The 23,188-nt window shown below is 66.9% G+C and carries 39 protein-coding genes; 6 read left to right on the forward strand and 33 right to left on the reverse strand.

The features are described from left to right. Positions 1 to 59: 59 nt before the first annotated feature. The 31 genes from rpsM to ACZ6TU_RS03090 form a co-directional block, all read right to left on the reverse strand. Complete coding sequence (gene rpsM, locus ACZ6TU_RS02940; RefSeq protein WP_004984507.1) at positions 60 to 440, reverse strand: 30S ribosomal protein S13; 381 nt, start codon at positions 438 to 440, stop codon at positions 60 to 62. 183 nt (positions 441 to 623) lie between these two features. Then, positions 624 to 737, reverse strand: a complete 114-nt coding sequence (gene rpmJ / locus ACZ6TU_RS02945) for a 50S ribosomal protein L36 (RefSeq protein ID WP_003998809.1) — start codon at positions 735 to 737, stop codon at positions 624 to 626. A 56-nt stretch (positions 738 to 793) separates the two neighbouring features. After that, positions 794 to 1,015 carry a translation initiation factor IF-1 gene (gene infA, locus ACZ6TU_RS02950; RefSeq protein WP_003948620.1) on the reverse strand — a complete coding sequence of 74 codons (222 nt, stop codon included), beginning with the start codon at positions 1,013 to 1,015 and terminating at the stop codon, positions 794 to 796. Between the two features lie 234 nt (positions 1,016 to 1,249). Further along, positions 1,250 to 2,086 carry a type I methionyl aminopeptidase gene (gene map / locus ACZ6TU_RS02955; protein ID WP_467672044.1) on the reverse strand — a complete coding sequence of 279 codons (837 nt, stop codon included), beginning with the start codon at positions 2,084 to 2,086 and terminating at the stop codon, positions 1,250 to 1,252. A 132-nt stretch (positions 2,087 to 2,218) separates the two neighbouring features. Then, positions 2,219 to 2,881 (reverse strand): adenylate kinase, encoded by a 663-nt coding sequence (locus tag ACZ6TU_RS02960; protein WP_467672046.1) that lies wholly within the window; start codon positions 2,879 to 2,881, stop codon positions 2,219 to 2,221. Beyond that, positions 2,881 to 4,194, reverse strand: a complete 1,314-nt coding sequence (secY, locus tag ACZ6TU_RS02965) for a preprotein translocase subunit SecY (RefSeq protein ID WP_307176973.1) — start codon at positions 4,192 to 4,194, stop codon at positions 2,881 to 2,883. Before secY ends, ACZ6TU_RS02960 begins: the two co-directional genes overlap by 1 nt. 236 nt (positions 4,195 to 4,430) lie before the next feature. Beyond that, on the reverse strand, positions 4,431 to 4,886 hold the full coding sequence (gene rplO / locus ACZ6TU_RS02970; protein WP_338782542.1) for a 50S ribosomal protein L15: 456 nt from the start codon (positions 4,884 to 4,886) through the stop codon (positions 4,431 to 4,433). Between the two features lie 2 nt (positions 4,887 to 4,888). Then, a complete protein-coding gene (rpmD, locus tag ACZ6TU_RS02975) occupies positions 4,889 to 5,071 on the reverse strand; it encodes a 50S ribosomal protein L30 (RefSeq protein WP_003974250.1) in 183 nt (60 codons plus the stop codon). 2 nt (positions 5,072 to 5,073) lie between these two features. Next, positions 5,074 to 5,679, reverse strand: a complete 606-nt coding sequence (rpsE, locus tag ACZ6TU_RS02980) for a 30S ribosomal protein S5 (RefSeq protein WP_009190144.1) — start codon at positions 5,677 to 5,679, stop codon at positions 5,074 to 5,076. 43 nt (positions 5,680 to 5,722) lie between these two features. Then, on the reverse strand, positions 5,723 to 6,106 hold the full coding sequence (gene rplR / locus ACZ6TU_RS02985) for a 50S ribosomal protein L18 (RefSeq protein WP_003992369.1): 384 nt from the start codon (positions 6,104 to 6,106) through the stop codon (positions 5,723 to 5,725). Between the two features lie 3 nt (positions 6,107 to 6,109). Continuing rightward, positions 6,110 to 6,649 carry a 50S ribosomal protein L6 gene (gene rplF, locus ACZ6TU_RS02990; RefSeq protein ID WP_010036705.1) on the reverse strand — a complete coding sequence of 180 codons (540 nt, stop codon included), beginning with the start codon at positions 6,647 to 6,649 and terminating at the stop codon, positions 6,110 to 6,112. A 23-nt stretch (positions 6,650 to 6,672) separates the two neighbouring features. Beyond that, positions 6,673 to 7,071 carry a 30S ribosomal protein S8 gene (gene rpsH, locus ACZ6TU_RS02995; RefSeq protein ID WP_003992367.1) on the reverse strand — a complete coding sequence of 133 codons (399 nt, stop codon included), beginning with the start codon at positions 7,069 to 7,071 and terminating at the stop codon, positions 6,673 to 6,675. Between the two features lie 213 nt (positions 7,072 to 7,284). Then, positions 7,285 to 7,470 (reverse strand): type Z 30S ribosomal protein S14, encoded by a 186-nt coding sequence (locus tag ACZ6TU_RS03000; protein ID WP_003948630.1) that lies wholly within the window; start codon positions 7,468 to 7,470, stop codon positions 7,285 to 7,287. Between the two features lie 5 nt (positions 7,471 to 7,475). Then, positions 7,476 to 8,033 (reverse strand): 50S ribosomal protein L5, encoded by a 558-nt coding sequence (gene rplE, locus ACZ6TU_RS03005; RefSeq protein WP_399163065.1) that lies wholly within the window; start codon positions 8,031 to 8,033, stop codon positions 7,476 to 7,478. Beyond that, positions 8,033 to 8,356 carry a 50S ribosomal protein L24 gene (gene rplX / locus ACZ6TU_RS03010; RefSeq protein ID WP_003992365.1) on the reverse strand — a complete coding sequence of 108 codons (324 nt, stop codon included), beginning with the start codon at positions 8,354 to 8,356 and terminating at the stop codon, positions 8,033 to 8,035. The genes rplE and rplX overlap by 1 nt, the downstream gene beginning before the upstream one ends. 2 nt (positions 8,357 to 8,358) lie before the next feature. Then, positions 8,359 to 8,727: a 50S ribosomal protein L14 gene (rplN, locus tag ACZ6TU_RS03015; RefSeq protein ID WP_003998823.1), complete on the reverse strand. Its 369-nt coding sequence runs from the start codon at positions 8,725 to 8,727 to the stop codon at positions 8,359 to 8,361. Between the two features lie 185 nt (positions 8,728 to 8,912). Beyond that, complete coding sequence (gene rpsQ, locus ACZ6TU_RS03020; RefSeq protein WP_010036717.1) at positions 8,913 to 9,200, reverse strand: 30S ribosomal protein S17; 288 nt, start codon at positions 9,198 to 9,200, stop codon at positions 8,913 to 8,915. Further along, the gene (rpmC, locus tag ACZ6TU_RS03025; protein ID WP_003974259.1) at positions 9,200 to 9,424 is read right to left on the reverse strand and encodes a 50S ribosomal protein L29; all 225 of its coding nucleotides are present in this window, start codon (positions 9,422 to 9,424) and stop codon (positions 9,200 to 9,202) included. Before rpmC ends, rpsQ begins: the two co-directional genes overlap by 1 nt. Continuing rightward, positions 9,424 to 9,843 carry a 50S ribosomal protein L16 gene (rplP, locus tag ACZ6TU_RS03030; RefSeq protein ID WP_004984526.1) on the reverse strand — a complete coding sequence of 140 codons (420 nt, stop codon included), beginning with the start codon at positions 9,841 to 9,843 and terminating at the stop codon, positions 9,424 to 9,426. Before rplP ends, rpmC begins: the two co-directional genes overlap by 1 nt. Positions 9,844 to 9,848: 5 nt before the next feature. After that, positions 9,849 to 10,673, reverse strand: coding sequence for a 30S ribosomal protein S3 (rpsC, locus tag ACZ6TU_RS03035; protein ID WP_086560684.1), 825 nt, complete (start codon positions 10,671 to 10,673; stop codon positions 9,849 to 9,851). Next, a complete protein-coding gene (gene rplV, locus ACZ6TU_RS03040) occupies positions 10,673 to 11,020 on the reverse strand; it encodes a 50S ribosomal protein L22 (protein ID WP_010036727.1) in 348 nt (115 codons plus the stop codon). The genes rpsC and rplV overlap by 1 nt, the downstream gene beginning before the upstream one ends. A gap of 42 nt (positions 11,021 to 11,062) precedes the next feature. Next, the gene (gene rpsS, locus ACZ6TU_RS03045) at positions 11,063 to 11,344 is read right to left on the reverse strand and encodes a 30S ribosomal protein S19 (RefSeq protein WP_003992359.1); all 282 of its coding nucleotides are present in this window, start codon (positions 11,342 to 11,344) and stop codon (positions 11,063 to 11,065) included. Between the two features lie 12 nt (positions 11,345 to 11,356). Then, a complete protein-coding gene (rplB, locus tag ACZ6TU_RS03050) occupies positions 11,357 to 12,193 on the reverse strand; it encodes a 50S ribosomal protein L2 (RefSeq protein ID WP_010036731.1) in 837 nt (278 codons plus the stop codon). 38 nt (positions 12,194 to 12,231) lie between these two features. Further along, positions 12,232 to 12,651, reverse strand: a complete 420-nt coding sequence (gene rplW, locus ACZ6TU_RS03055) for a 50S ribosomal protein L23 (RefSeq protein WP_338782539.1) — start codon at positions 12,649 to 12,651, stop codon at positions 12,232 to 12,234. After that, complete coding sequence (gene rplD / locus ACZ6TU_RS03060) at positions 12,651 to 13,307, reverse strand: 50S ribosomal protein L4 (RefSeq protein WP_306964750.1); 657 nt, start codon at positions 13,305 to 13,307, stop codon at positions 12,651 to 12,653. Before rplD ends, rplW begins: the two co-directional genes overlap by 1 nt. Positions 13,308 to 13,311: 4 nt before the next feature. Then, on the reverse strand, positions 13,312 to 13,956 hold the full coding sequence (rplC, locus tag ACZ6TU_RS03065) for a 50S ribosomal protein L3 (RefSeq protein WP_010036739.1): 645 nt from the start codon (positions 13,954 to 13,956) through the stop codon (positions 13,312 to 13,314). Positions 13,957 to 13,973: 17 nt separating this feature from the next. After that, the gene (gene rpsJ / locus ACZ6TU_RS03070; RefSeq protein ID WP_003948644.1) at positions 13,974 to 14,282 is read right to left on the reverse strand and encodes a 30S ribosomal protein S10; all 309 of its coding nucleotides are present in this window, start codon (positions 14,280 to 14,282) and stop codon (positions 13,974 to 13,976) included. Between the two features lie 451 nt (positions 14,283 to 14,733). Then, the gene (locus ACZ6TU_RS03075; protein WP_467672053.1) at positions 14,734 to 15,708 is read right to left on the reverse strand and encodes an SUKH-3 domain-containing protein; all 975 of its coding nucleotides are present in this window, start codon (positions 15,706 to 15,708) and stop codon (positions 14,734 to 14,736) included. A 274-nt stretch (positions 15,709 to 15,982) separates the two neighbouring features. Further along, entirely contained in the window at positions 15,983 to 17,185 is a 1,203-nt protein-coding gene (locus tag ACZ6TU_RS03080; protein ID WP_469546229.1) for an RHS repeat-associated core domain-containing protein, read from the reverse strand. Positions 17,186 to 17,255: 70 nt separating this feature from the next. Beyond that, positions 17,256 to 17,903, reverse strand: coding sequence for a hypothetical protein (locus tag ACZ6TU_RS03085; protein ID WP_467672056.1), 648 nt, complete (start codon positions 17,901 to 17,903; stop codon positions 17,256 to 17,258). Between the two features lie 48 nt (positions 17,904 to 17,951). Continuing rightward, complete coding sequence (locus ACZ6TU_RS03090; protein WP_467672057.1) at positions 17,952 to 18,467, reverse strand: hypothetical protein; 516 nt, start codon at positions 18,465 to 18,467, stop codon at positions 17,952 to 17,954. 48 nt (positions 18,468 to 18,515) lie between these two features. On the opposite strand from ACZ6TU_RS03090, the gene ACZ6TU_RS03095 reads away from it, so the two are divergent. Continuing rightward, on the forward strand, positions 18,516 to 19,220 hold the full coding sequence (locus tag ACZ6TU_RS03095) for an Lsr2 family DNA-binding protein (protein ID WP_469546234.1): 705 nt from the start codon (positions 18,516 to 18,518) through the stop codon (positions 19,218 to 19,220). On the opposite strand, the gene ACZ6TU_RS03100 is transcribed toward ACZ6TU_RS03095, so the two are convergent. After that, positions 19,217 to 19,417 (reverse strand): DUF397 domain-containing protein, encoded by a 201-nt coding sequence (locus ACZ6TU_RS03100; RefSeq protein ID WP_469546237.1) that lies wholly within the window; start codon positions 19,415 to 19,417, stop codon positions 19,217 to 19,219. The genes ACZ6TU_RS03095 and ACZ6TU_RS03100 overlap by 4 nt on opposite strands. Continuing rightward, the gene (locus ACZ6TU_RS03105; RefSeq protein WP_469546239.1) at positions 19,414 to 20,292 is read right to left on the reverse strand and encodes a helix-turn-helix domain-containing protein; all 879 of its coding nucleotides are present in this window, start codon (positions 20,290 to 20,292) and stop codon (positions 19,414 to 19,416) included. The genes ACZ6TU_RS03100 and ACZ6TU_RS03105 overlap by 4 nt, the downstream gene beginning before the upstream one ends. 152 nt (positions 20,293 to 20,444) lie before the next feature. Between ACZ6TU_RS03105 and ACZ6TU_RS03110 the strand changes: the two genes are divergently transcribed. From ACZ6TU_RS03110 to ACZ6TU_RS03130, 5 genes are all read left to right on the forward strand, one after another. Further along, positions 20,445 to 20,855 (forward strand): ATP-binding protein, encoded by a 411-nt coding sequence (locus tag ACZ6TU_RS03110; protein ID WP_467672063.1) that lies wholly within the window; start codon positions 20,445 to 20,447, stop codon positions 20,853 to 20,855. A 280-nt stretch (positions 20,856 to 21,135) separates the two neighbouring features. Continuing rightward, positions 21,136 to 22,014: a helix-turn-helix domain-containing protein gene (locus tag ACZ6TU_RS03115; protein ID WP_469546242.1), complete on the forward strand. Its 879-nt coding sequence runs from the start codon at positions 21,136 to 21,138 to the stop codon at positions 22,012 to 22,014. After that, a complete protein-coding gene (locus ACZ6TU_RS03120; RefSeq protein ID WP_467672066.1) occupies positions 22,011 to 22,448 on the forward strand; it encodes a hypothetical protein in 438 nt (145 codons plus the stop codon). Before ACZ6TU_RS03115 ends, ACZ6TU_RS03120 begins: the two co-directional genes overlap by 4 nt. After that, positions 22,445 to 22,702, forward strand: a complete 258-nt coding sequence (locus ACZ6TU_RS03125; RefSeq protein WP_467672068.1) for a hypothetical protein — start codon at positions 22,445 to 22,447, stop codon at positions 22,700 to 22,702. The genes ACZ6TU_RS03120 and ACZ6TU_RS03125 overlap by 4 nt, the downstream gene beginning before the upstream one ends. Before the next feature lie 95 nt (positions 22,703 to 22,797). Continuing rightward, positions 22,798 to 23,184 carry a phage holin family protein gene (locus ACZ6TU_RS03130; protein ID WP_467672070.1) on the forward strand — a complete coding sequence of 129 codons (387 nt, stop codon included), beginning with the start codon at positions 22,798 to 22,800 and terminating at the stop codon, positions 23,182 to 23,184. The last annotated feature ends 4 nt before the right edge of the window (positions 23,185 to 23,188 follow it).

Genomic DNA, 23,188 nt, shown 5'->3' on the forward strand with positions numbered 1-23,188 from the left:
TCCTACGGGAGGTGGTCGGTCCTACAGCGAAGACCGCTGGACGGCGAGTCCGCTGCGGACTACTTCTTGCCCGGCTTCTTCTTGCCGGCGATGGCGCGACGCGGGCCCTTGCGGGTACGAGCGTTCGTGCTGGTGCGCTGACCGCGGACGGGCAGACCGCGGCGGTGACGCAGACCCTGGTAGGTACCGATCTCGACCTTGCGGCGGATGTCGGCCTGGATCTCGCGACGGAGGTCACCCTCGGTCTTGATGTTGTTGTCGACGTACTCGCGGATCGCGACGAGCTGCTCCTCGGAGAGGTCGCGAACGCGGGTGTTCGGGTCGACGCCGGTGGCGGCCAGCGTCTGCTGCGAGAGGGTCCGGCCGATGCCGAACACATAGGTGAGGGCGATCTCCACGCGCTTTTCGCGCGGGATGTCAACACCGGAAACGCGTGCCATTCAATGGCTCCAGTTACTTGACGGAGGTCTTCCACAGAACCGACTCCCAGCCGCCGTACGAGGTACGAACTGGGTCCCCGGCCTCCGACCGGGGGTGTCAGACCCGGAGGTCTGGGTCCTGCGTATGAACATATTCAGCTTGCGTCGCGCGAAGTTCTGCGGATGCAGAGGTGCGGTCGTGCGTCAGCCCTGGCGCTGCTTGTGGCGCGGGTTCTCGCAGATGACCATGACCCGGCCGTGACGGCGGATCACCCTGCACTTGTCGCAGATCTTCTTGACGCTCGGCTTGACCTTCATGGGTGAGGTTCTCCGGGTCAGTGCCACCACCCCGGAAGCCGGGGCGCGGGCAAGATCTACTTGTAGCGGTAGACGATCCGGCCACGCGTCAGGTCGTACGGAGACAGCTCCACCACGACCCGGTCGTCAGGGAGGATGCGGATGTAGTGCATGCGCATCTTGCCGCTGATGTGTGCCAGGACCTGGTGGCCGTTCTGGAGCTCGACCTTGAACATGGCGTTCGGAAGAGACTCGACGACAGTGCCCTCGATCTCGATGGCACCTTGCTTCTTGGCCACGCTTCGCCCTTCGAATCGACTACCTTGATCGACTCAGTGCGAGCGCATGCAGACATGCGGATGCACAAGAGCCGACGAGTCAGTCTACGTCAGGGCCCTCGGAAACACGAATCGAGGGAGCTTGCCCCGGCAGGGAGATCATTAAGCGCGCCCAAAGGGGCGCGGGGAACTGCGCGAACAACCACGACGAAGCCTCAGCCGCCGCACGACCGCACCGCCCTCCCCGGAAGGCGTTCAGCCCAGCGGATCCGGCGCGGCGACGATCCCGAGCTCGGCGAGCTTCGCCTTGCCCCCGTCGGGAGCCGTGAGCACGAGCGGCCCCTCCTCCGTCAGCGCCACCGAGTGCTCCCAGTGGGACGACCACGTGCCGTCCGTGGTGACGACCGTCCAGTCGTCCTGGAGGACCTCGGTCTTCGGCGTGCCGAGGGACACCATGGGCTCGATCGCGAGGCAGAAGCCCGGCACCAGCTTCGGGCCCTTGCCGCGCCGGCGGTCGACGTAGTTCAGCAGGTGCGGGTCCATGTGCATCTCGGTGCCGATGCCGTGGCCGCCGTAGTCCTCGATGATCCCGTAGCGGCCGCCGCCGGGCTTGGGCTGGCGGCGGATGTACGTCTCGATCGCCCGGGAGACGTCGACCAGCCGGTTGCCCTGCTTCATGGCCGCGATGCCGGCCCACATCGACTCCTCGGTCACCCGGGAGAGCTCGACCAGCTCCGGAGCGTGACCGGAGCCCACGAAGGCCGTGTAGGCCGCGTCACCGTGCCAGCCGTCGATGATCGCGCCGCAGTCGATGGAGATCACGTCCCCGTCCTTGAGGACGACGTCGTCGGACGGGATGCCATGCACGACGACCTCGTTCACGGACGTGCAGATCGTCGCCGGGAAGCCGCCGTACCCGAGGAAGTTCGGCTTGGCGTTGTGCTCGGTGAGCACCTTGCGCGCGACCTGGTCCAGATCCCTGGTCGTGGCACCGGGCACGGCCGCCTCACGCGTCGCCGCGTGGATGGCGGCCACGACCAGCCCCGCCTCACGCATCTTGGCGATCTGCTCGGGGGTCTTGATCTGCACCATGGGGGCTACGGCCTTTCTGGACCATCGGGGGTACGAACGCCTTCAACGATACGGGGCCGCGCGACGGGCCCCGCCCACACAGCAGCCGCGGCTCCCCCGGGGGGAACCGCGGCCGTAGCTGCGCACGAACGACTACTTGCCGTCCTCGCCACGCTTGAGCGCCTCCATGGCGCGCGTCGTGACGTCCTCCACCTTGCCGAGCGCGGAGATCGTGACCACCAGGCCCTGTGCCTTGTAGTAGTCGATGATCGGCTCGGTCTGCGTGTGGTAGACCTCCAGCCGCTTGCGGACGGTCTCCTCGGAGTCGTCGTCCCGCTGGTAGAGCTCGCCGCCGCAGACGTCGCAGACGCCTTCCTTGGCCGGCGGCTTGTACGTCACGTGGAAGACGTGCGCCGACTCGTTGCGGCAGACGCGACGGCCGGCGATCCGCTTGACCACCTCGTCCTCGGGGACCTCCAGGTCCAGCACCGCGTCGAGCTGCATGCTCTCGGTCTCGAGCAGCTCGTCGAGCGCCTCGGCCTGCGAGACGTTGCGGGGGAAGCCGTCCAGCAGGAAGCCGTTCTCGGCGTCCGGCTGCTCCATGCGGTCCTTCGCCATCGCGATAGTGACCTCGTCGGGCACGAGATTGCCCGCGTCCATGTAGGACTTCGCCAGTTTGCCGAGTTCCGTCTGCTGGCTGATGTTGGCCCGGAACAGGTCGCCCGTGGAGATGTGCGGGATCGACAGGTTCTTGGCCAGGAACGCGGCCTGCGTTCCCTTACCGGCACCCGGCGGCCCGACGAGGACGATACGCATCAGCGGAGGAACCCTTCGTAATTGCGCTGCTGGAGCTGGCTCTCGATCTGCTTCACCGTCTCGAGACCGACACCCACGATGATCAGGATGCTGGTGCCGCCGAACGGGAAGTTCTGGTTTGCCCCGAAACCAACCAACGCCATCGTCGGTACGAGAGCGATCAGACCCAGGTACAGCGAACCCGGCCAGGTGATCCGGTTGAGTACGTAGCTCAGGTACTCAGCGGTCGGTCGGCCAGCCCGGATGCCCGGGATGAAGCCACCATACTTCTTCATGTTGTCGGCGACTTCCTCGGGGTTGAAGGAGATCGCGACGTAGAAGAATGCGAAGAAAACGATCAGCAGGAAGTACGAAATGATGTAGTACGGGTGGTCGCCCTTGACGAAGTGTTGCTCGATCCAGGTCTTCCAGCCCGAGGTGCCTCCGGCGAACTGGGCGATCAGCGCCGGGATGTAGAGCAACGACGAAGCGAAGATGACGGGGATCACACCCGCCTGGTTCACCTTCAGCGGGATGTACGTGGACGTACCACCGTAGGAACGGCGGCCGATCATGCGCTTGGCGTACTGAACCGGGATGCGGCGCTGGGCCTGCTCGACGAAGACGACCAGGCCGACCATGACGAGGCCGACCGCGATGACGGTGCCGAACTCGATCCAGCCGTCGGCCAGGGAGCCCTGCTCCTTGATGGCCCACAGGGCGGACGGGAAGGTGGCGGCGATCGAGATGAACATCAGGATCGACATGCCGTTGCCGATGCCGCGGTCGGTGATGAGCTCGCCGAGCCACATCACGAACGCCGTACCGGCGGTCATGGTGATGACCATGGTGATGGTGACGAAGATCGACTGGTCCGGGACGATCTGGCTGGCCACCGGGCAGCCCTGGAACAGAGCGCCGCTGCGGGCGGTGGCGACGAGGCCGGTGCCCTGAAGGATGGCGAGGGCCACCGTCAGGTAACGGGTGTACTGCGTGATCTTCGCCGTACCGGCCTGGCCCTCCTTCTTCAGGGCTTCCAGGCGCGGGATCACCACGGTCAGCAGCTGCAGAATGATGCTCGCCGTGATGTACGGCATGATGCCCAGCGCGAAGATCGTGATCTGGAGCAGCGCGCCGCCGCTGAACATGTTGACCAGACCGAAGAGGCCCTGGTTGGCCTGGGCATTGTCGATACAGGTCTGGACGTTCCGGTAGTCGACACCTGGGATCGGGATGTGCGTACCGACCCGGTAGACCACGATGATGCCGAGCGTGAAGAGCAGCTTCTTGCGCAGGTCGGGCGTCTTGAACGCCCGGGCGAACGCGGTGAGCACGGTGCCTCCTGCGACCCCCGCGCAACTGCGTCAAGGGTGACGGTCTTGAGGTTCGACGAATAAGTAACGGTCAACTGCCGCTCAGAGTGCCCGAAGTGAAGCACCCTGTGAAAAGAGGGCAGTGCAGGCCACCTTACCGGCGAGACTGCCGCCCTAGGAACGACCAACCGGGGATACCCCATTTATTGGGGTATCCCCGGTCGGGATCGCTCAGGTCATCGAGACGCCTGTGGTGTTCAGACGAGCTCGGTGACGGAACCGCCGGCGGCGGTGATCTTCTCCTTGGCGGAGCCGGAGACGGCGTCGACCGTCACCTGCAGCGCCACGGAGATCTCGCCCTGGCCGAGGACCTTGACGAGGCTGTTCTTGCGAACGGCGCCCTTGGCCACCAGCGACTCGACGGTGACCTCGCCACCCTCGGGGTAGAGGGCGGCCAGCTTGTCGAGGTTCACGACCTGGTACTCGGTCTTGAACGGGTTCTTGAAGCCCTTCAGCTTCGGAAGGCGCATGTGGAGGGGCATCTGCCCACCCTCGAAGCGCTCCGGAACCTGGTAGCGGGCCTTCGTGCCCTTGGTACCACGACCGGCCGTCTTACCCTTCGACGCCTCACCACGACCGACACGGGTCTTGGCGGTCTTGGCGCCCGGGGCGGGACGGAGGTTGTGGATCTTGAGCGGGTTGTTCTCCGCCATGATCAGTCGACCTCCTCGACCGTCACGAGGTGGCGGACGGTGTGCACCATGCCGCGGAACTCGGGGCGGTCCTCCTTGACGACCTGCGTGTTGATGCCCTTGAGACCAAGGGAGCGCAGGGTGTCACGGTGGTTCTGCTTGCTGCCGATGTAGGACTTGACCTGCGTGATCTTGAGCTGCGCCATGATTACGCACCCGCCCCGGCACGCGCACGCAGGAGAGCCGCGGGAGCGACGTCCTCGAGGGGCAGACCACGGCGGGCCGCGATCTCCTCGGGACGCTGCAGGCCCTTCAGGGCCTCCACGGTGGCGTGCACGATGTTGATCGCGTTGTCGGAGCCGAGCGACTTCGACAGCACGTCGTGGATACCGGCGCACTCGAGCACGGCACGCACCGGACCACCGGCGATAACACCGGTACCGGGCGACGCGGGCTTGAGCAGGACGACGCCGGCAGCCTTCTCACCCTGAATGGGGTGCGGGATGGTGCCCTGGATCCGGGGGACCTTGAAGAAGTGCTTCTTGGCCTCCTCAACGCCCTTGGCGATGGCGGCCGGCACCTCCTTGGCCTTGCCGTATCCGACACCCACGGTGCCGTCACCGTCGCCCACCACGACCAGCGCGGTGAAGCTGAAGCGACGACCACCCTTCACAACCTTGGCGACGCGGTTGATCGCGACAACGCGCTCAACGTACGCGGTCTTCTCGGCGGCAGCTGCGCCGCCGTCACGGCCCTTCCGGTCCCGCCGCTCGCCGCCACCGGCACCGCCACCGCGGCGCTGGGGTCCAGCCATTGGAATTACCTCTCTCTGTCTCCGCTAGCTACGGAACCAGGACTCAGAACTTGAGTCCGGCCTCGCGGGCGGCGTCCGCCAGGGCGGCGATGCGCCCCGCGTACTGGTTACCACCACGGTCGAACACGACGGCCTCGACACCGGCGGCCTTGGCGCGCTCGGCGACCAGGGCGCCGACCTGCTTGGCCTGCGCGGACTTGTCGCCCTCGCCACCGCGGATCGAGCTGTCCAGGGTGGACGCCGACGCCAGGGTGTGACCCTTGATGTCGTCGATCACCTGGGCCACGATGTGGCGGTTCGAGCGGGTAACGACCAGACGCGGACGCTCCGCCGTACCGTTGATGTGCTTACGGATCCGGATGTGGCGGCGCTTGATCGCGGCGCGCTTGTAGGCGTCGCCCTTAAGGATCTTCTGTCCGTATGCCATGGCTTACTTACCCGCCTTTCCGACCTTGCGGCGGATGACTTCGCCCTCGTACTTGACGCCCTTGGCCTTGTACGGGTCGGGCCTGCGCAGCTTGCGGATGTTGGCCGCAACCTCGCCGACCTTCTGCTTGTCGATGCCCTCGACCGAGAAACGGGTCGGGGACTCCACCTTGAAGGTGATGCCCTCGGGGGCCTCGACCAGGATCGGGTGGCTGTAGCCGAGGGAGAACTCCAGGTTGGAGCCCTTCGCCACGACGCGGTAACCGACACCGCTGATTTCGAGCTTCTTGACGTATCCCTGGGTCACACCGGTGATCATGTTCGCCACCAGCGTGCGGGACAGGCCGTGCAGGGCCTTGCTCTGCCGCTCGTCGTTGGGCCGCAGCACCTGAAGGGTGCCGTCCTCGGCCTTGGCGATGTCGATCGGCGCGATGACGGTGTGGGTCAGTTCGCCCTTGGGGCCCTTGACCGCGACCGTACGGCCGTCGATGGTGACGTCCACGCCGGCGGGAACCGGGATGGGGAGCTTGCCGATACGCGACATTTTGTCTCTCCTCCGTTCCCGAACTACCAGACGTAGGCGAGGACTTCCCCACCCACGCCCTTCTTCTGCGCCTGCTTGTCGGTCAGGAGACCGTGGGACGTGGAGATGATGGCCACGCCCAGGCCGCCCAGAACCTTCGGCAGGTTGGTGGACTTCGCGTACACCCGGAGACCGGGCTTGGAGATCCGCTTGATGCCCGCGATGGAGCGCTCACGGTTGGGGCCGAACTTCAGCTCCAGGACGAGGTTCTTGCCGACCTCGGCGTCCTCGACCTTCCAGCCCGTGATGAAGCCCTCCTGCTGGAGGATCTCCGCGATGTGCGACTTGATCTTCGAGTGCGGCATCGCCACGGAGTCGTGGTACGCCGAGTTCGCGTTCCGCAGACGCGTCAGCATGTCTGCGATCGGATCAGTCATGGTCATGAATTGGCCTTCGGCCTCTCTCGCCGGGGTTTCCTGGTGCGCCATCCCTCTCCCCGATCCGAGACGGGACGGGTGCGGCGCGGTGGACCTACGGCGTAGTAAGTCGTAAGGGCGGCGGCAGACGCCCAACCCCACAAGCCTAAGGCATGTGAGCTGGACGTCCGGCCGCCCCAGATGCTTACCGAGAGCCCTGCTAATCCCTGTTTAGGGGGATTACCAGGAGCTCTTGGTCACGCCCGGCAGCTCGCCACGGTGAGCCATCTCACGAAGGCACACGCGGCACAGGCCGAACTTGCGGTACACGGAGTGCGGGCGGCCGCAGCGCTGGCAGCGGGTGTAGCCACGCACACCGAACTTGGGCTTGCGAGCAGCCTTGGCAATCAGAGCCTTCTTCGCCATCTCGCTCACGCCTCCTTGAAGGGGAAGCCGAGGTGACGAAGGAGCGCGCGGCCCTCAGCGTCGTTGGTCGCCGTGGTGACCACGGTGATGTCCATACCCCGGACGCGGTCGATCTTGTCCTGGTCGATCTCGTGGAACATGACCTGCTCCGTGAGACCGAAGGTGTAGTTGCCACGGCCGTCGAACTGCTTGGGGGACAGGCCGCGGAAGTCGCGGATGCGCGGCAGCGCGAGCGACAGGGTGCGGTCCAGGAACTCCCACATGCGGTCGCCACGGAGCGTGACGTGGGCACCGATCGGCTGACCCTCACGCAGCTTGAACTGCGCGATGGACTTGCGGGCCTTGGTGACGGCCGGCTTCTGACCGGTGATCGTGGTGAGGTCCTTGATGGCGCCCTCGATCAGCTTGGAGTCGCGGGCGGCGTCGCCCACACCCATGTTGACCACGATCTTCACGAGACCGGGGATCTGCATGACGTTCTCGTACTTGAACTCGTCACGCAGCTTGCCCGTGATCTCCTCACGGTACTTCTGCTTCAGACGCGGGCTGGTGGTGGTCGTCATCAGATGTCCTCACCCGTCCGCTTGGCAACGCGGATCTTGTTGCCTTCGTCGTCGAAGCGGTAACCGACGCGGGTCACGACCTTGTTGCCGTCCTTCTCCACGACCAGCTGGACGTTGGAGACGTGGATCGGCGCCTCGGTGGTGACGATGCCGCCGGCCTGCGAACCGCGAGCCGTCGGACCGGCCTTGGTGTGCTTCTTGACCCGGTTGACACCCTCGACCAGGACACGGTCCTCGCGGGGGAAGGCCGCGATGACCTTGCCCTGCTTGCCCTTGTCCTTACCGGTGATGACCTGGACCAGGTCGCCCTTCTTGATCTTCATGCTCACAGCACCTCCGGCGCGAGGGAGATGATCTTCATGAACTTCTTCTCGCGCAGCTCACGGCCCACCGGGCCGAAGATACGGGTGCCACGAGGGTCGCCGTCGTTCTTCAGAATGACGGCGGCGTTCTCGTCGAAGCGGATGTACGAGCCGTCCGGACGGCGGCGCTCCTTGACGGTGCGAACGATGACCGCCTTGACGACGTCACCCTTCTTCACGTTGCCACCGGGGATCGCGTCCTTGACGGTGGCGACGATGACGTCACCGATACCCGCGTAGCGGCGACCGGAGCCGCCGAGCACACGGATGCAGAGGATCTCCTTCGCACCCGTGTTGTCGGCGACACGCAGTCGCGACTCCTGCTGGATCACGTCTATCTCCTGGTTGTCTGCCGGTTCCCGCAGGGCCCTTCCGGGACACACCTGCGAGCCTGGCGGAACTGTCCTGCGGGGTAGCCCCCGAAGGAATTACTTAGGCCTCTGCGGGCGAAAACCCACGCCGGGGGCCGCATGGCCGCCCCCGGCGGGGGTCAGCAGGGGGCTCCGCCCCCGCTTGATTACTTCGCCTTCTCGAGGATCTCCACGACGCGCCAGCGCTTCGTCGCCGAGAGCGGGCGGGTCTCCATCAGGAGAACCCGGTCGCCAACGCCGGCGGCGTTCTGCTCGTCGTGCGCCTTGAGCTTGTTCGTACGGCGGATGACCTTGCCGTACAGCGCGTGCTTGACGCGGTCCTCGACGGCGACGACGACGGTCTTGTCCATCTTGTCGCTGACGACCAGACCCTCACGGGTCTTGCGGAAACCGCGGTCCGTCTTGGTCTCTTCAGTCACGTTGCTCTCGCTCATCAGGCGCTCTCCACCGTCTCGATGCCCAGCTCGCGCTCACGCATCAGGGTGTAGATCCGCGCGATGTCCTTGCGGACGGCCTTGAGCCGACCGTGGTTCTCGAGCTGGCCCGTCGCCGCCTGGAAGCGGAGGTTGAACAGCTCTTCCTTGGCCTCGCGGAGCTTCGCCAGAAGCTCCTCGTTGCCCAGCTCGCGCAGCTCCGACGCCTTGGTACCGGCCGACATCACGCTTCACCTGCCTCGCGCTTGACGATCTTGCACTTCATCGGCAGCTTGTGAGCCGCACGGGTCAGGGCCTCGCGCGCGATCTTCTCGTTGGGGTACGACAGCTCGAACATCACGCGTCCGGGCTTGACGTTGGCCACCCACCACTCCGGCGAGCCCTTACCGGAACCCATGCGGGTCTCGGCCGGCTTCTTGGTGAGGGGGCGGTCCGGGTAGATGTTGATCCAGACCTTGCCACCACGCTTGATGTGACGCGTCATGGCGATACGAGCGGCCTCGATCTGACGGTTCGTCACGTACGCCGGGGTCAGCGCCTGGATGCCGTACTCGCCGAACGCAACCTGCGTGCCACCCTTGGACATGCCGTTGCGCTTGGGGTGGTGCTGCTTGCGGTGCTTGACCCTACGGGGGATCAGCATTTCGGTCAGGCCTCCGTTCCGGTGCTCTCAGCCGGAGCGGCGGACGCGGGAGCCTCGGCCTTGGGGGCCTCGGCGCCGGCAGCCTGCTGCGGCTTGCGACCGCGCCGCTCGCCACCACGGCCACCACGGGCCGGGCGGTCGGCACCGCCGCGGGCCGGGCGGTTACCCGCACGGGCAGCGGCGTTCTCGGCGCGGACCTCGGCGATGTTCTTGACGTCGCCCTTGTAGATCCAGACCTTCACACCGATGCGGCCGAAGGTCGTCTTGGCCTCGAAGAAGCCGTAGTCCACGTTCGCGCGGAGCGTGTGCAGGGGCACACGGCCCTCGCGGTAGAACTCCGAGCGGGACATCTCGGCGCCACCGAGGCGGCCACCGCACTGGATCTTGATGCCCTTGGCGCCGGCCTTCATGGCGGACTGCATGCTCTTACGCATGGCCCGACGGAAGGAGACGCGGGAGGAGAGCTGCTCGGCGACGGCCTGGGCAACCAGCTGAGCGTCGGTCTCGGGGTTCTTGACCTCGAGGATGTTCAGCTGGACCTGCTTGCCGGTGAGCTTCTCGAGGTCACCGCGGATGCGGTCGGCCTCGGCGCCGCGGCGGCCGATGACGATGCCCGGACGAGCGGTGTGGATGTCCACACGCACACGGTCACGGGTGCGCTCGATCTCGACCTTGGAGATGCCGGCGCGCTCCATGCCGGACGTCATCATCCGACGGATGGCGACGTCTTCCTTGACGTAGTCCTTGTACAGCTTGTCGGCGTACCAGCGCGACTTGAAGTCGGTCGTAACGCCGAGCCGGAACCCGTGCGGGTTTACCTTCTGGCCCATTACCGGGTTCCTTCCTTGCTGCTGACGACCACGGTGATGTGGCTGGTCCGCTTGCGGATCCGGTAGGCACGGCCCTGGGCGCGCGGACGGAACCGCTTCAGGGTCGGGCCCTCGTCGACGTAGGCCTCGGAGATGTAGAGGCTGTCGACATCGGTGTGGTCGTAGTTGTGCGCGGCGTTGGCAATGGCGCTGTCCAGCACCTTGCCGACCGGCACGCTCGCGGCCTGCGGGGCGAAACGCAGGACCGCCTGAGCCTCCGTGGCGTTCAGGCCACGGATGAGGTCCACCACTCGGCGGGCCTTCATGGGCGTGACGCGGATGTACCGCGCCTGGGCCCTGGCTTCCATGGTTGTCCTTCCAGTGTCTGTCATGGTCATTCCACCCCGCGCTTAGCGGCGCTTCGACTTCCGGTCGTCCTTGACGTGACCCCGGAAGGTGCGCGTCGGCGAGAACTCGCCGAGCTTGTGGCCGACCATCGACTCGGTGACAAACACCGGAATGTGGGTCTTGCCGTTGTGCACCGCGAGCGTGTGGCCGAGCATGGCCGGCACGATCATGGAGCGACGGGACCAGGTCTTGATGACGTTCTTGGTGCCTGCTTCGTTCTGGGCGTCCACCTTCTTGATCAGGTGGTCGTCGACGAAGGGCCCCTTCTTGAGACTGCGCGGCATCTAAACCCGCTCCTAGCGCTTCTTGTTCGTCTTGCGGCGGCGGACGATGTACTTGTTCGACGCCTTCTTGGGCGAACGAGTACGGCCTTCCTTCTTGCCCCACGGGGACACCGGGTGGCGACCACCGGAGGTACGGCCCTCACCACCACCGTGCGGGTGGTCAACCGGGTTCATGACCACACCACGCACGGTCGGGCGGACGCCCAGCCAGCGCTTACGACCGGCCTTGCCCCAGTTGATGTTGCTCTGCTCGGCGTTGCCGACCTCGCCCACAGTGGCGCGGCAGCGGACGTCGACCAGGCGGATCTCACCGGACGGCATGCGGAGGTGGGCCATGGAGCCCTCCTTCGCGAGCAGCTGCACGGAGGCACCGGCGGAGCGGGCGAACTTCGCGCCGCCGCCCGGACGCAGCTCGATGGCGTGCAGCGTGGTACCGACCGGGATGTTGCGCAGGGCCAGGTTGTTGCCCGGCTTGATGTCGGCCCCGGGACCGTTCTCGACGCGGTCGCCCTGCGACAGGCCACGCGGCGCGAGGATGTAGCGCTTCTCGCCGTCCGCGTAGTGCAGGAGCGCGATGCGCGCGGTGCGGTTGGGGTCGTACTCGATGTGCGCGACCTTCGCCGGCACGCCGTCCTTGTCGTGACGACGGAAGTCGATCACGCGGTAGGCGCGCTTGTGGCCACCACCCTGGTGACGGACGGTCACACGACCGGAGTTGTTACGGCCACCCTTGCTGTGCAGGGGGCGGACCAACGACTTCTCCGGCGTGGACCGCGTGACCTCGACGAAGTCGGCGACGCTGGAGCCACGGCGGCCCGGCGTAGTCGGCTTGTACTTGCGGATTCCCATTTCTCAGTCCTCGTCCGATATCGGACGATCCGACCCGCTTACGCGGTCGGACCGCCGAAGATGTCGATACGGTCGCCCTCGGCGAGGGTCACGATCGCGCGCTTGGTGGACGCGCGCTGGCCGAAGCCCGTGCGGGTCCGCTTGCGCTTGCCCTGGCGGTTGATCGTGTTGACCCCGGTGACCTTGACCGAGAAGACCGACTGAACGGCCTGCTTGATCTGGGTCTTGTTGGCGCTCGGGTCGACGATGAACGTGTACTTGCCCTCGTCGAGAAGCGCGTAGCTCTTCTCCGAGACGACCGGCTTGAGCAGCACGTCACGGGGGTCCGTGAAGGACTTGCTCAGCGGGGTCTCGACGGTGTTCTTGCCCTCGGTGGCGTGGCGACGCGCCTTCTTGACGCGGGCCTCCTTGGCCTTCTTCGCGGCCTTCGAGGCGATAGCGGGGTGACGGATGGCCATCAGACCTCGCTCCCTTCGGTGTCGTTGGCCTTCGGGCCGGCGACGAAGGACTCGAAAGCGGCCTTGGTGAAGACCACGTCGTCCGAGACGAGAACGTCGTACGTGTTCAGCTGGCCCGGCTCCAGGATGTGGACCTGGGGCAGGTTGCGGGCGGACAGCCACGCGGCCTCGTCGGAGCGGTCGACGACCAGGAGCAGGTTCTTGCGCTCGCTGATCTTGCCGAACAGGCTCTTGGCGGCCTTGGTGGAGGGGGTCTCGCCCTCGATCACGCCGGAGACGACGTGGATGCGGTTGTGACGGGCCCGGTCGGTGAGGGCGTGACGCAGCGCGGCAGCCTTCATCTTCTTGGGCGTCCGCTGCGAGTAGTCGCGCGGCACGGGACCGTGCACGACGCCACCACCGGCGAACTGCGGCGCGCGGGTCGAACCCTGACGGGCGCGACCGGTGCCCTTCTGGCGGTACGGCTTCTTGCCGCCACCACGGACCTCGCCACGGGTCTTGGTCTTGTGCGTGCCCTGGCGGGCAGCGGCCAGCTGTGCGACGACGACCTGGTGGATCAGCGGAATGCTGACCTTCTCGACGTCGAAGATCTCCGCGGGGAGCTCGACGGAACCGGCCTTGTCGCCCGCCGGCGAAAGGATGTCAACAGTGCTCATTACCTCAGGCCCCCTTGGCCGCGGTGCGGACCAGGACGAGGCCGCCGTTCGGACCGGGAACCGCGCCCTTGATGAGCAGCAGACCCTTCTCCGCGTCAACGGCGTGGACGGTCAGGTTCTGGGTGGTGACCCGCTCGTTGCCCATGCGACCCGCCATGCGGAGGCCCTTGAACACACGGCCCGGGGTGGCGCAGCCACCGATGGAACCGGGAGAGCGGTGCTTGCGCTGGGTGCCGTGTCCGGCGCCGAGGCCACGGAAGTTGTGGCGCTTCATGACACCGGCGAAGCCCTTGCCCTTGCTCTTGCCGGTCACGTCGACCTTCACGCCGGCCTCGAACACCTCAGCGGTGATCTCCTGGCCCAGCGTGTACTCGGAGGCGTCCGCGGTGCGGATCTCGACGAGGTGGCGACGGGGGGTGACGTCGGCCTTGGCGAAGTGGCCCTTGAGGGGCTTGTTCACCTTGCGCGGGTCGATCTCGCCGAAAGCGATCTGGACGGACTCGTAGCCGTCGACATCGTTCGTACGGACCTGGGTGACGACATTGGGGCCGGCCTTGACGACGGTGACCGGGACGACGCGGTTGTTCGCGTCCCACACCTGCGTCATGCCGAGCTTCTCGCCCAGGATGCCCTTGATCTGCTTAGCCATCTCTCAGATCACCGGCCTCAGAGCTTGATCTCGATGTCGACACCGGCCGGGAGGTCGAGTCGCATCAGAGAGTCAACGGTCTTGGGGGTCGGGTCGAGGATGTCGATCAGGCGCTTGTGGGTGCGCATCTCGAAGTGCTCGCGCGAGTCCTTGTACTTGTGCGGCGACTTGATGACGCAGTACACGTTCTTCTCAGTGGGCAGCGGCACCGGGCCCGCGACCGACGCACCAGTACGCGTCACCGTCTCGACGATCTTCTTCGCCGAGCTGTCGATGACCTCGTGGTCGTAGGCCTTGAGCCGGATGCGGATCTTCTGTCCCGCCATGGCTACTCAGTAGTCCTGTCTCTCGTAACGCTCTGGAACCCGGTGTTCCATTTCTCTTCCCTCTCCGACCCACGCGGTCGGGCGTGTCGCGCTCCCGCTGACACAGATGCCCCTTGTTCGAACATCCCTGCGGGATTGCACACGGCCCTTCCGGTACCGCGAGCCGGAGGCGAAAGCCCACCGGGTGCCTGGCCGGCGCCGCACTGACACTTCCCGAAAGATTCCCGTACGTCCGCCCCAGCGCTGCCGTGTGGCAGTTGGGACGACGAGTACTGTGGGACTCGCTTTCGGTCCTCCCGGCGGGAGGCGCGCAGCATCAACACTCGACCGAGCAACTCGGACAGTCTGCCATACGGGGCATGGCGGACGCCAATCGAGCCGGAGAGAATACCCCGGGGGTGACGTAGGTCAAACCGGGGCCGCGCGCTCCTGCCGCCGTTGATCAAGTTGATCAATAGGAAGCCGTCGGCCGGATCCTGCTGGTGAGCTTCTGCAATGCCTCGTCGGGTGTCGGGGCGAGCAGCCAGACGTCGTCCATGCCGGCGTAGACCGATCCGTCCTCCGCCATGGCCAGGTGCTGGTTCCCGCGGTCGCGCATACCGATGGGGTACAGATCGACGCCCGCCTGCTCGGCGAGGTCGTCGATGATCTCCGCGTCCCAGATAGCGAGCAGGGGGTCCAGCAAGAACTCCATCCACGGCATCGAGTCCCACGGCTCGCGGTAGGACACGCCCACGGCGCCGAACTCCGCCAGGAAGCGCCGTGCCGCGTCGTGGATCTCGAACTCGCCGGTCTGCAGAAGGATGCTCTCCCAGGTCTGCGTGGGAACCGACCGGCCCGGGAACCAGCCGCCGGCCCGCAGCACCCGGTCCGTCTCCTCGGACCAGCGCGGCCCGGCGTCCGGGCCGGTCTCCACGGTGTGAAGCCGGCGCCAGAAGGCGTGCTCGGCCGCCGGCGCGCCGGGCGTCCAGAGATCAGCCCGGGCCGCCTGCGCCTCGACCAGGCGGTCCAGCGCCTGGTCGGTGGTTGTGGCCAGCAATTCCACGCGGTCCCTGACGAGGTGGAGTGCTCCCTCCTCGGTGATGCCGAGGAAGCTGGCACCTTCGTCGGCCGTGCCCACGGGGTAGAGGGGCGCCCCCGCTTCCCGGCTTGCCCACGCGAACCGCTCGTCCTGCCAACCGGCCTTGAGGGGGTCGAAACGGATTGCCGACGACGTGGTGATCGAGTCGGCGGGCCAGCCGTATGTCACCAGAGCGCCGAATTCGGAGAGGAACCGGCGCGCGGTGTCGTGGGCCACGAAGGACCCACGCTCACGCAGGGCCTGCTCCCAGGTGCCGACCGATACCGAACGGCCGGGACGCCAGCCTGCGCCGCGCAGCACCTCTTCCGTCTGTGAGGACCAGCCCCGTGTGCGGCCGTCACTCACAACACAACACCGGCCGCGAAGGCGCCCACGGACACGTCGGTGAGCCTCCGTGCCGGTGGCATTCTCCGCACCGGTCTCCACCACGCCCCCGAGCCGACAAAATCAGTCGGCCCGGGGAACGCGTACCGGCTTGCGCTTCCACCACTCGCCGAGTTCCGCTTCCGGCTTCTCGTTCGTCGGACGCACCCAAGGGCGGAGCGATCGCTCCGGGTCCGGGACGGTGGTGGCATGAAAACGTGCGTCCAGCCGTGCGAGTAGCCGCCCTAGCGCACCGTTACCCGCCTCCGCGGGCAGTGCGCGCATCACCTCGTCCAGTGCGTCCCTGGAGTCGAGGTCGTTGGCGTACGCGCTGATGGGGTAGAAGTCGTCGCGCGACCAGCCGGGCTCCATCCGGCGTACCAGACGTTCCCAGGAGGCGAACCGGTCCGCCACCGAGTACACGGGGGCCGTGATCTTTTCCCGGATGTGGGGTGCGACTCGCGACCTCTCCACCTCCAGCCGCTCCGCATCGCACCGAGCGATCGCTTCCAGGACAGGCTGCGGCAACTCGCCCCACACTGCCTTGCTCTCCGGAGCGCCCCAGAACACGTCGCGCGGTGGCCGCTCTCTGCCCCGCCGAGACCGACCGTTCTCCGCTGCCCCTGTCAACTGCTCGCTCCTTCAGCTGCTTGAGGAAGTACTCGTAGCCACCGTCGGGCTGCATGAAGGTCCCATTGTCGCCTTCGCGGATCAGCATCGTCCCGGTGGCGTCGTCCCACCACGCGAAGCGAGGGATGCCGGACGGGGTGCTGCGCATCCGAAGGCCTTGCGAGCCGGTCATCATGTCTTCCAGATATTCCGGCACGTCCAGATCGTCGACACCTGGAATGCCGCGCTTCTTGATGTCACCGTGCGCGGCGACCTTGTCCGCGATCATCGGCAGATCGCCTGCCTGGCTCGCGGCGTCCGGCTTTCCGACCTCGTAGAGCCCGAACGGGTCCGCCGAGAGCAGGGGATCGAGGAAGTAGAGGAAGGGATTGGGGGAGGGGCCCAGTCCGAGCGGATCAGGGGTTGTGTAGCGGGCCGTCTCGGGGTCGTAGTAGCGATGGAAGTTGTAGTGCAGGCCGCTTTCCGGGTCGTAGTACTGACCGGGAAAACGCAACGGCGTGTACGCGCTGCTCTCGCTCGTCCAGGCAGTGACGCCCCACAGCGTGCTTCTCGCCTGCCAGGCCAGGTGGCCGTCCTCGCCGACCAGTTCGGTAGGCGCTCCGGCCAGGTCCGTGACGATGGTGAAGAATCGTGTGTCGATTTCTTCGCGGGACGCCGTGAGGAGCCGTTCCGTCTGCGTGAGGGGGCGTGCTCCGTCGTAGTCCCAGGTCACCGCCACGTCGTGCGGGTGGTCGGGACCGGTCGTGAGCTGTTCGGCGAGAGCGGTGCCGTCCCAGGTGAAGTCCGTCTGCTCCAGCACGGTGACGCCGTCCGTGCCCGGCCGGCTCATCCACGAGTCCGCCGAGAAGAGACAGGACTGGGCGAAGGCACAGCCGTTCGGCGAACGGTTCACCAGAGGGTCAGCCCGTGAACCGGAACGTCGACGTGATCGCGTCGAAGATGTCGAAGAAGGAGTCCGCGAGGTCGAGGACCTGACTGCTGCCGGCGACCAGGGCCACCTTGCCCTCCTGGCCCGGCACGGGAATGTACGTCTGCATCAGCACAGCCCGGATGGTGCGGTTGAGCGCGTCGCCGGGTACGGCGATGTCCTCGATGCCGAACGTCCGTGCCGCCGGACCGACTCCGGGGATGTCGACGGTCGTCACCTTCCGCCAGGAATCCCCCTCCCGCTTCGCCTCCTTGACCGCGAGCTGACTCGCGATGACGGCCGGGTCGTTCGACAGCGGCTCACCGCGCTCGTTGCGCCCGCCCACCAGGGAGACGGTCACCGACCCCGTGATCGGCGTGTCCCCGCCGAAGTTCTCCGCCATGCAGCCGCAGTACATCGCGCCCGAATTCCACGCGTCCGCGGCGGCCTTCTTGAGGAAGTCGACGTACGTGTCGCGGTACTGCTCCAACTCCGGGCGCTGCCTCACCCGTTCGTTCACCATCCGCCGGATCGAGTCGCCCCGCGACTCCGGCCGTACGTCGAACTCCCACCACGACTCCGGCACCTTGATCCGGAAACCGCCCCTCTCGACGGTCAGTGCCTCCATGTGGCGGGCCATGGCGCCGGCCTCCCCGTTCGCTCGATCACTCGTGCACACATCGTGCCACTACTCCTCCAGCGTCCAGAACGGTGAGTCCTTCGGAGGTGCCGGTCGCACGGGGAGCGTGCTGAAGTCGATGTCCGCGTCGGCGAGTGGGTCTCCGACCGGAAGGCGGTGTCGGTGATCCGGGCTGTAGTAGGTCCCGTACGCCCAGTACTCCGGCAGTTCGTGGCCCATCAACTCCAAGCCCCAGGCGGCCGACTCCCGCGTCCCGTACAACGCGTTGATCCTCGCAACCGCCTCCGCCCGGGAGATACCGACCCGCTCCACCAGCACGTCCGCCATCTCACGGAAGTACGCGAGCATCTCCTCGTCGAGCGCAAGCACGAACTCCGTGCCCGTAGTGCCTGCCGTGGGACACGCCCCGTACTCGACGAGCCAGCGCAAGCGCCTGACCTCCGCCACGAGTCGCGGCACCGCTTCCCTGGCCTCGGTGGCGAAAACGGCGTCCGGGGTCGTGGCCGCACACAGTTCCTCGATCGCCTCCAGGTCGAGGTCCTGGTGAGCCGGTTCTGAAGTCATGCTCCATTGTTACGGCAAGTTGTCAGTGGCCCCGCGTACGGTCCGTCCATGGATGATCAGCAGTCGCCGCTTCCTCCGATGCACGAGGAAGGCGATGTACGACAGGCCTGGGGCCGGGTGACCGCGTGGCTTGAGCAGCACGCCCCTGACGCTTTCGCTGCCCTCGGCGGGCCGGGTAGCCCGACAGCCATCAGTGAGGCTGAAACGCGCATGGGCCTCGAACTACCGAGGGAGTTGCGGCAGTGGCTTCTGACGAACGACATCGATGCCGGGTGCCCGGGAGTCATCCCCAGCAGGGGACTCCTCCTCGGTCTCAAGGACATAGTGCGTGTCTACCTCTACAAGACGGCCATGGAGGAGATGGAACCGTCCGAAGACCCTGACCACCCGTCCTGGCGCCGGGAATGGGTGCCGATCGCCGCGGAAGCAGACGGCTTCTACGGGACGTTCCTGAACACGCGCACGGGAAGCATCGGGTCTTGGTCGGAAGGGTCCTCCCCCGCGGATGGCGAATACACCTCACTGTTCTCCTTCTTCCAGGATGTGGCGGACCAGCTGGAAGGGGTCTCCTCGGACAACGCAGAGGCGACCGCCCAGCGCCGTATGCCCCCTCGCGGTCCGGAGGAGGAGGCGATACGCCTCTGGGCCCGTGCGAACGGCTACCTCGTCAATGACCACGGTCGTATCCCTGGACCCATCCGCGAGGCGTACGAAGCAGCACTGCGCGGACCTCAGCCCCGGCACACGGCCTAGACGGACGCCACGAAGTCCGACCAGGCCTCCGGCGCGAGGGCGAGTCGGGGGCCTGCGGTGTGCTTGGAGTCGCGGACGTGCACGGTGCGGGGCACTATCGCGATTTCGACGCAGGAGTTGCCATCGGGGCCGTCGCTGTAACTGCTCTTGAACCACACCAGTTCAGAGACGTCCTCGGCAGAAGCCTTGCGGATCATGTTTCTCCCAGCACTTGCTCGATGAAGGCCAGCGACTCTCCCGGCGTAAGAGCCTGCGCCCGGATGGTGCCATACCGCAGCTCAAGGATCCGCAGGTGCTTCGGATCAGAGGTCGGCCGGCCGCTGAACGCGCCATCGGAGCGCCCCACGGCCGTGCCGTCGGCGAACTTCAGCACCTCGATCCTGCCATCCAGCCCAGGGTGGGCTCCCGAACTCAATGGCATCACCTGAAGCGTGACGTTACGCAATCGAGCCACCCCCAGCAGGTGTTCGAGCTGCTGACGCCACACCATTGTGCCTCCAACCCGCCGACGCAGCGTCGCCTCTTCCAGGACGAAGCTGAGCGCCGGAGCAGGAGAGCGCTCGAAGATCGACTTCCGGGCCATGCGTGCGGCGACCAGGTGCTCCACTTCCTCCTCCGAGTACGGCGGCTGCCACGCCTCGAACAAGGCGCGCGCATGCTCCGGCGTCTGCAACAGCCCATGGATGCTCAACCCGACGTACACCCCCAGCTCAACCGCCTTGCCCTCCAGCTCGGCAAGCGCCCGCACGCTCCTGGGATACCGAACCCTCTTCACGTCCTCCCACGTCGCCGCAATCAGCCCACCCGCCCCCAACACCTCATCCGCCCTGACGAGATAGTCCTGCCGAGGAATCCGCTTCCCGCCCTCGATCTTGTAGACCATGTCCTCGCCGTACCCGACGGCCGTCCCGAACTCGGCGGCCCGCATCCCCACCGCCTCCCGCCGCAGCTTCAGCTGCCGCCCGACGGTCGCGATCACGGCGACACCCCACTCGTCGTCCGGATCCACCTCCCAACCCGGCTCGTCCGCCTCGCCCTTGAGCCGACCCGCGTCCGCCTCGACCGCCGCCATCCCGCACCCTTCCGTCGTACGACCGTGCCCAGCGCCCTACCCGTACGCCCGGCTCCGACAGCCCGGACACGACCGGACAAGCTCCGGACAGTTACCGTACGCACCCGCTGAGTCACTGTTCACAGTAAGCACGGACCGCCACGCTGAGTGACGTGACGCAGAAATCCCCCGAACTCGCCACCCCCGTCCGCAGCTTCAGCCTCCAGCTGTCCCCCACCCCACGCGGAGCCCGTCTCGCGCGCCTCCTGGCCACCGAGCAGCTCCGCTCCTGGGGACTGCCACTGCACCCGGCGGCGCAGATCGTCGCGGAGTTGGCGACCAACGCGGCGACCCACGGCCGCATCCCCGGCCGCGACTTCCGCCTGCTCCTCTACGTCGTGGCCGACACCCTCCGCATCGAGGTCACGGACACCCGCGACGACCGACTACCGACACCCCAACTGCCCACCCCGGAGTCCGAGTCCGGCCGCGGCCTGCTCCTCGTCGACGCACTCGCCGACCGCTGGGGCGTCACCCCGGGCCTGCCACCACGCAAGACCGTCTGGGCCGAACTCACCCTCTGACCCCCGAAACACCGGGGCCCAACACCTCGCGCTCCGGTGCCGCAGGCGGTCTCCCTCAAGGACACGACGAGGAAAGAACCCCACCAAGCCCCACCCCTCCCGCCCACCTTCCGCCCAGGCCGCCGCCTCACTCAGGCGAGTGAACATCGCCAACTCAGCTGGATTCGGGAGCCATTGCCTGCCCTACGCTCAGCGCAACAACCGCAGACATGCGACGGCCCTCGCCGGGACGGCAATCCCAGTGCGAGGGCCTGACCACCGAGGAAGAAAGAGCTTCCCGATGGATACGCAGAACCCTAACGTGCCCCCGCACGCCCACACCCCCGTAACCGGGAAGAAGCACCCGAACCGGCGGCACCCCCAAGCCGGCCTGGTTCACGACAACGCCCGCCACACCGCCCGCTTCACGGTGATCGGCAACCATCTCGCCCAGCACGCGGAGCTGTCGCTCCTCGCAATCGGGCTGGCCGTGCACATCCAGTCGCTCCCAGCGGGCGCCCGAGTCGACATCAAGTCCCTCGCCGCCCGCTTCCCGGAAGGAACGACCCGGATCGCCGCCGCCCTGCGCGAGCTGGAGGCCCACAGCTACCTACGACGCGTACGAGAACGTGTCCCCGGCGGCCGGATCGTCACCCGCACGATCTCCTGCAACCAGCCAGGTCACAGCGGTACGGACGCCCCTCGCCCAGCCCCGAGGAAGCGGACGAGGCCGCCCGGCAGCAAACTCCTCCCGGCCGTACCGCACCCGGCCTACCCCGCACCCGCCCTCCTCCAACAGGCCACGGACCTCCTCACAGGCCTCCACCGTGAGGACACCCGCCTCCTCCTCTCCACCCCCGACGTCGCCCACCTCACCCCTGGCGTCGCCGCCTGGCTGGAACGCGACGTCTCCCCCACCGCCGTACGCCACGCCCTGACCACCGACCTCCCACCCGAGGCCCTCCGCCGCCCGGCCGCCCTCCTGGCACACCGCCTCACGGCCCAGCCGCCACCCCCACCCCCGTTCCGCGCACCCGCACCCGCACCCACACCCGCCGTCCGTCACCCGCTCCAGACCTGCGACGGCTGCGACCGCGCCTTCCGCGCACCGGCCCCCGGCCACTGCCGCGATTGCCGACCCGAGCGGGCCGAGCGGGCCGAGCTTCTGGAGGCCGCATGAGAAGAGCAACTGCCGCACACGTCGCCACGCTCACCGGCAACACGGGCGGGATAGCCTGGCCGAGGCACTCCCTGGAGGTGGACACGATGAGCACTCAGGCCGACCACGGACATGAGCTGATCCCCCGCCCTCAGCAAACTCCGGACGCCCTGCGCGCGGCCCTCGCCGCCGTCGATCCGGCCCGCCTGGAAGAGATGCAGGGCACCAAGGACGAAGCCTTCGCCAAGGCGGTCGAGTGGCAGTCGCTGAGCGCGGTGCAGAGCTGGGTGCTGACCTGGGCCAGGGACATCGAGATCGCCCGGCGCCCCGATCTGTCCACCCGCTACGCCCGGGCGAAAGGCAACTTGGAGCACGATGACCCCACCATCGCCCAAGAGGCCCTGCGCGAACTGAGCGCTGTCCTCGACGAAGCCATGAAGGCAGTCCGCGGGTGAGCTGGAAGTGGGAGTACGCCTTCGGCGCGGAGGAAGCGGCACGAACCGCTCCCACGAGCTTCCTCGCCGAGGTGGAAAGCAAGGCGGACGAATTGGTCAGGGCGGCCGAGGCCTTCCATGTCCACAGACAGGCCCATGACGGTGTCGCCCCGAAGGGCGGCGACATCATCGTCCCCGGCGGCATGTTCACGTATCAGGTCGTCGTCCGTAGCGAGCGGGTCTACGTCGTCCAGATCACGTACCTGGGCTTCTGACCAACTGGGCGAAACGCGTCTCACGATCCTGGTGCCGGAACCTGCACACGCCAGGACCTTGTCCCCAGACATGCCCTAAGTCATGATCTCGCCCCATGGACAAGCGAAGACGCGTACTCGGCACCTTTCTCGGGGTCACACTCGCCACCGTGCTCCTCCCCGGCATCAGCCCGATCCTCGACTCACCCCCGTGGGAAGTGGTCCTCGCCGGCGCGGTCTTCCTCATCGTGAACCAGTTGATCTACAGCTACCCGCACGACATCAGGACGGCTCCTCCGATCCTCCTGCTGCTCCTGGGGGTGGTCGGCATCGCTCAGGACACCCTGATCTGGCTGCTCGTGTCCTGGCTCGGCTCCGACATGGAGTACGGCCTCCACGTCGACGGCTTCCTCGCCGCCCTGCTCGGCGGCGTCATCGTGCGGGTGACGGTCCTGGTTCTCCTCGCCCTCGGACCGTCCAGGACGGCTACCCAGCCGTCGTGAACGG

Source organism: Streptomyces sp. NPDC052064 (assembly GCF_055585925.1).

Coding starts and splice junctions, on each gene's coding strand:
- rpsS (WP_003992359.1), bottom strand. CDS start 11,344: ATGCCGCGCAGTCTCAAGAAGGGGCCCTTCGTCGACGACCACCTGATC.
- rplC (WP_010036739.1), bottom strand. CDS start 13,956: ATGGCTAAGCAGATCAAGGGCATCCTGGGCGAGAAGCTCGGCATGACG.
- rplV (WP_010036727.1), bottom strand. CDS start 11,020: ATGGAAGCCAGGGCCCAGGCGCGGTACATCCGCGTCACGCCCATGAAG.
- ACZ6TU_RS03115 (WP_469546242.1), top strand. CDS start 21,136: ATGGATACGCAGAACCCTAACGTGCCCCCGCACGCCCACACCCCCGTA.
- rplW (WP_338782539.1), bottom strand. CDS start 12,651: ATGGCCATCCGTCACCCCGCTATCGCCTCGAAGGCCGCGAAGAAGGCC.
- rplP (WP_004984526.1), bottom strand. CDS start 9,843: ATGCTGATCCCCCGTAGGGTCAAGCACCGCAAGCAGCACCACCCCAAG.
- rplO (WP_338782542.1), bottom strand. CDS start 4,886: ATGGCGGAGAACAACCCGCTCAAGATCCACAACCTCCGTCCCGCCCCG.
- rplR (WP_003992369.1), bottom strand. CDS start 6,106: ATGGCATACGGACAGAAGATCCTTAAGGGCGACGCCTACAAGCGCGCC.
- rpmJ (WP_003998809.1), bottom strand. CDS start 737: ATGAAGGTCAAGCCGAGCGTCAAGAAGATCTGCGACAAGTGCAGGGTG.
- ACZ6TU_RS03100 (WP_469546237.1), bottom strand. CDS start 19,417: ATGATCCGCAAGGCTTCTGCCGAGGACGTCTCTGAACTGGTGTGGTTC.
- ACZ6TU_RS03090 (WP_467672057.1), bottom strand. CDS start 18,467: ATGACTTCAGAACCGGCTCACCAGGACCTCGACCTGGAGGCGATCGAG.
- ACZ6TU_RS03095 (WP_469546234.1), top strand. CDS start 18,516: ATGGATGATCAGCAGTCGCCGCTTCCTCCGATGCACGAGGAAGGCGAT.
- ACZ6TU_RS02960 (WP_467672046.1), bottom strand. CDS start 2,881: ATGCGTATCGTCCTCGTCGGGCCGCCGGGTGCCGGTAAGGGAACGCAG.
- rpsE (WP_009190144.1), bottom strand. CDS start 5,679: ATGGCTGGACCCCAGCGCCGCGGTGGCGGTGCCGGTGGCGGCGAGCGG.
- rplX (WP_003992365.1), bottom strand. CDS start 8,356: ATGAAGATCAAGAAGGGCGACCTGGTCCAGGTCATCACCGGTAAGGAC.
- rpsH (WP_003992367.1), bottom strand. CDS start 7,071: ATGACCATGACTGATCCGATCGCAGACATGCTGACGCGTCTGCGGAAC.
- ACZ6TU_RS03085 (WP_467672056.1), bottom strand. CDS start 17,903: ATGGCCCGCCACATGGAGGCACTGACCGTCGAGAGGGGCGGTTTCCGG.
- ACZ6TU_RS03130 (WP_467672070.1), top strand. CDS start 22,798: ATGGACAAGCGAAGACGCGTACTCGGCACCTTTCTCGGGGTCACACTC.
- ACZ6TU_RS03080 (WP_469546229.1), bottom strand. CDS start 17,185: ATGAGCCGGCCGGGCACGGACGGCGTCACCGTGCTGGAGCAGACGGAC.
- ACZ6TU_RS03120 (WP_467672066.1), top strand. CDS start 22,011: ATGAGAAGAGCAACTGCCGCACACGTCGCCACGCTCACCGGCAACACG.
- rpsC (WP_086560684.1), bottom strand. CDS start 10,673: ATGGGCCAGAAGGTAAACCCGCACGGGTTCCGGCTCGGCGTTACGACC.
- rplE (WP_399163065.1), bottom strand. CDS start 8,033: ATGACGACCACCACCAGCCCGCGTCTGAAGCAGAAGTACCGTGAGGAG.
- rplF (WP_010036705.1), bottom strand. CDS start 6,649: ATGTCGCGTATCGGCAAGCTCCCCATCCCGGTTCCCGCCGGCGTGGAC.
- rpmD (WP_003974250.1), bottom strand. CDS start 5,071: ATGGCGCAGCTCAAGATCACGCAGGTCAAGTCCTACATCGGCAGCAAG.
- map (WP_467672044.1), bottom strand. CDS start 2,086: ATGGTGCAGATCAAGACCCCCGAGCAGATCGCCAAGATGCGTGAGGCG.
- ACZ6TU_RS03105 (WP_469546239.1), bottom strand. CDS start 20,292: ATGGCGGCGGTCGAGGCGGACGCGGGTCGGCTCAAGGGCGAGGCGGAC.
- rpsJ (WP_003948644.1), bottom strand. CDS start 14,282: ATGGCGGGACAGAAGATCCGCATCCGGCTCAAGGCCTACGACCACGAG.
- ACZ6TU_RS03000 (WP_003948630.1), bottom strand. CDS start 7,470: ATGGCGAAGAAGGCTCTGATTGCCAAGGCTGCTCGCAAGCCCAAGTTC.
- rpsQ (WP_010036717.1), bottom strand. CDS start 9,200: ATGAGCGAGAGCAACGTGACTGAAGAGACCAAGACGGACCGCGGTTTC.
- rpmC (WP_003974259.1), bottom strand. CDS start 9,424: ATGTCGGCCGGTACCAAGGCGTCGGAGCTGCGCGAGCTGGGCAACGAG.
- rpsM (WP_004984507.1), bottom strand. CDS start 440: ATGGCACGCGTTTCCGGTGTTGACATCCCGCGCGAAAAGCGCGTGGAG.
- rplB (WP_010036731.1), bottom strand. CDS start 12,193: ATGGGAATCCGCAAGTACAAGCCGACTACGCCGGGCCGCCGTGGCTCC.
- rplD (WP_306964750.1), bottom strand. CDS start 13,307: ATGAGCACTGTTGACATCCTTTCGCCGGCGGGCGACAAGGCCGGTTCC.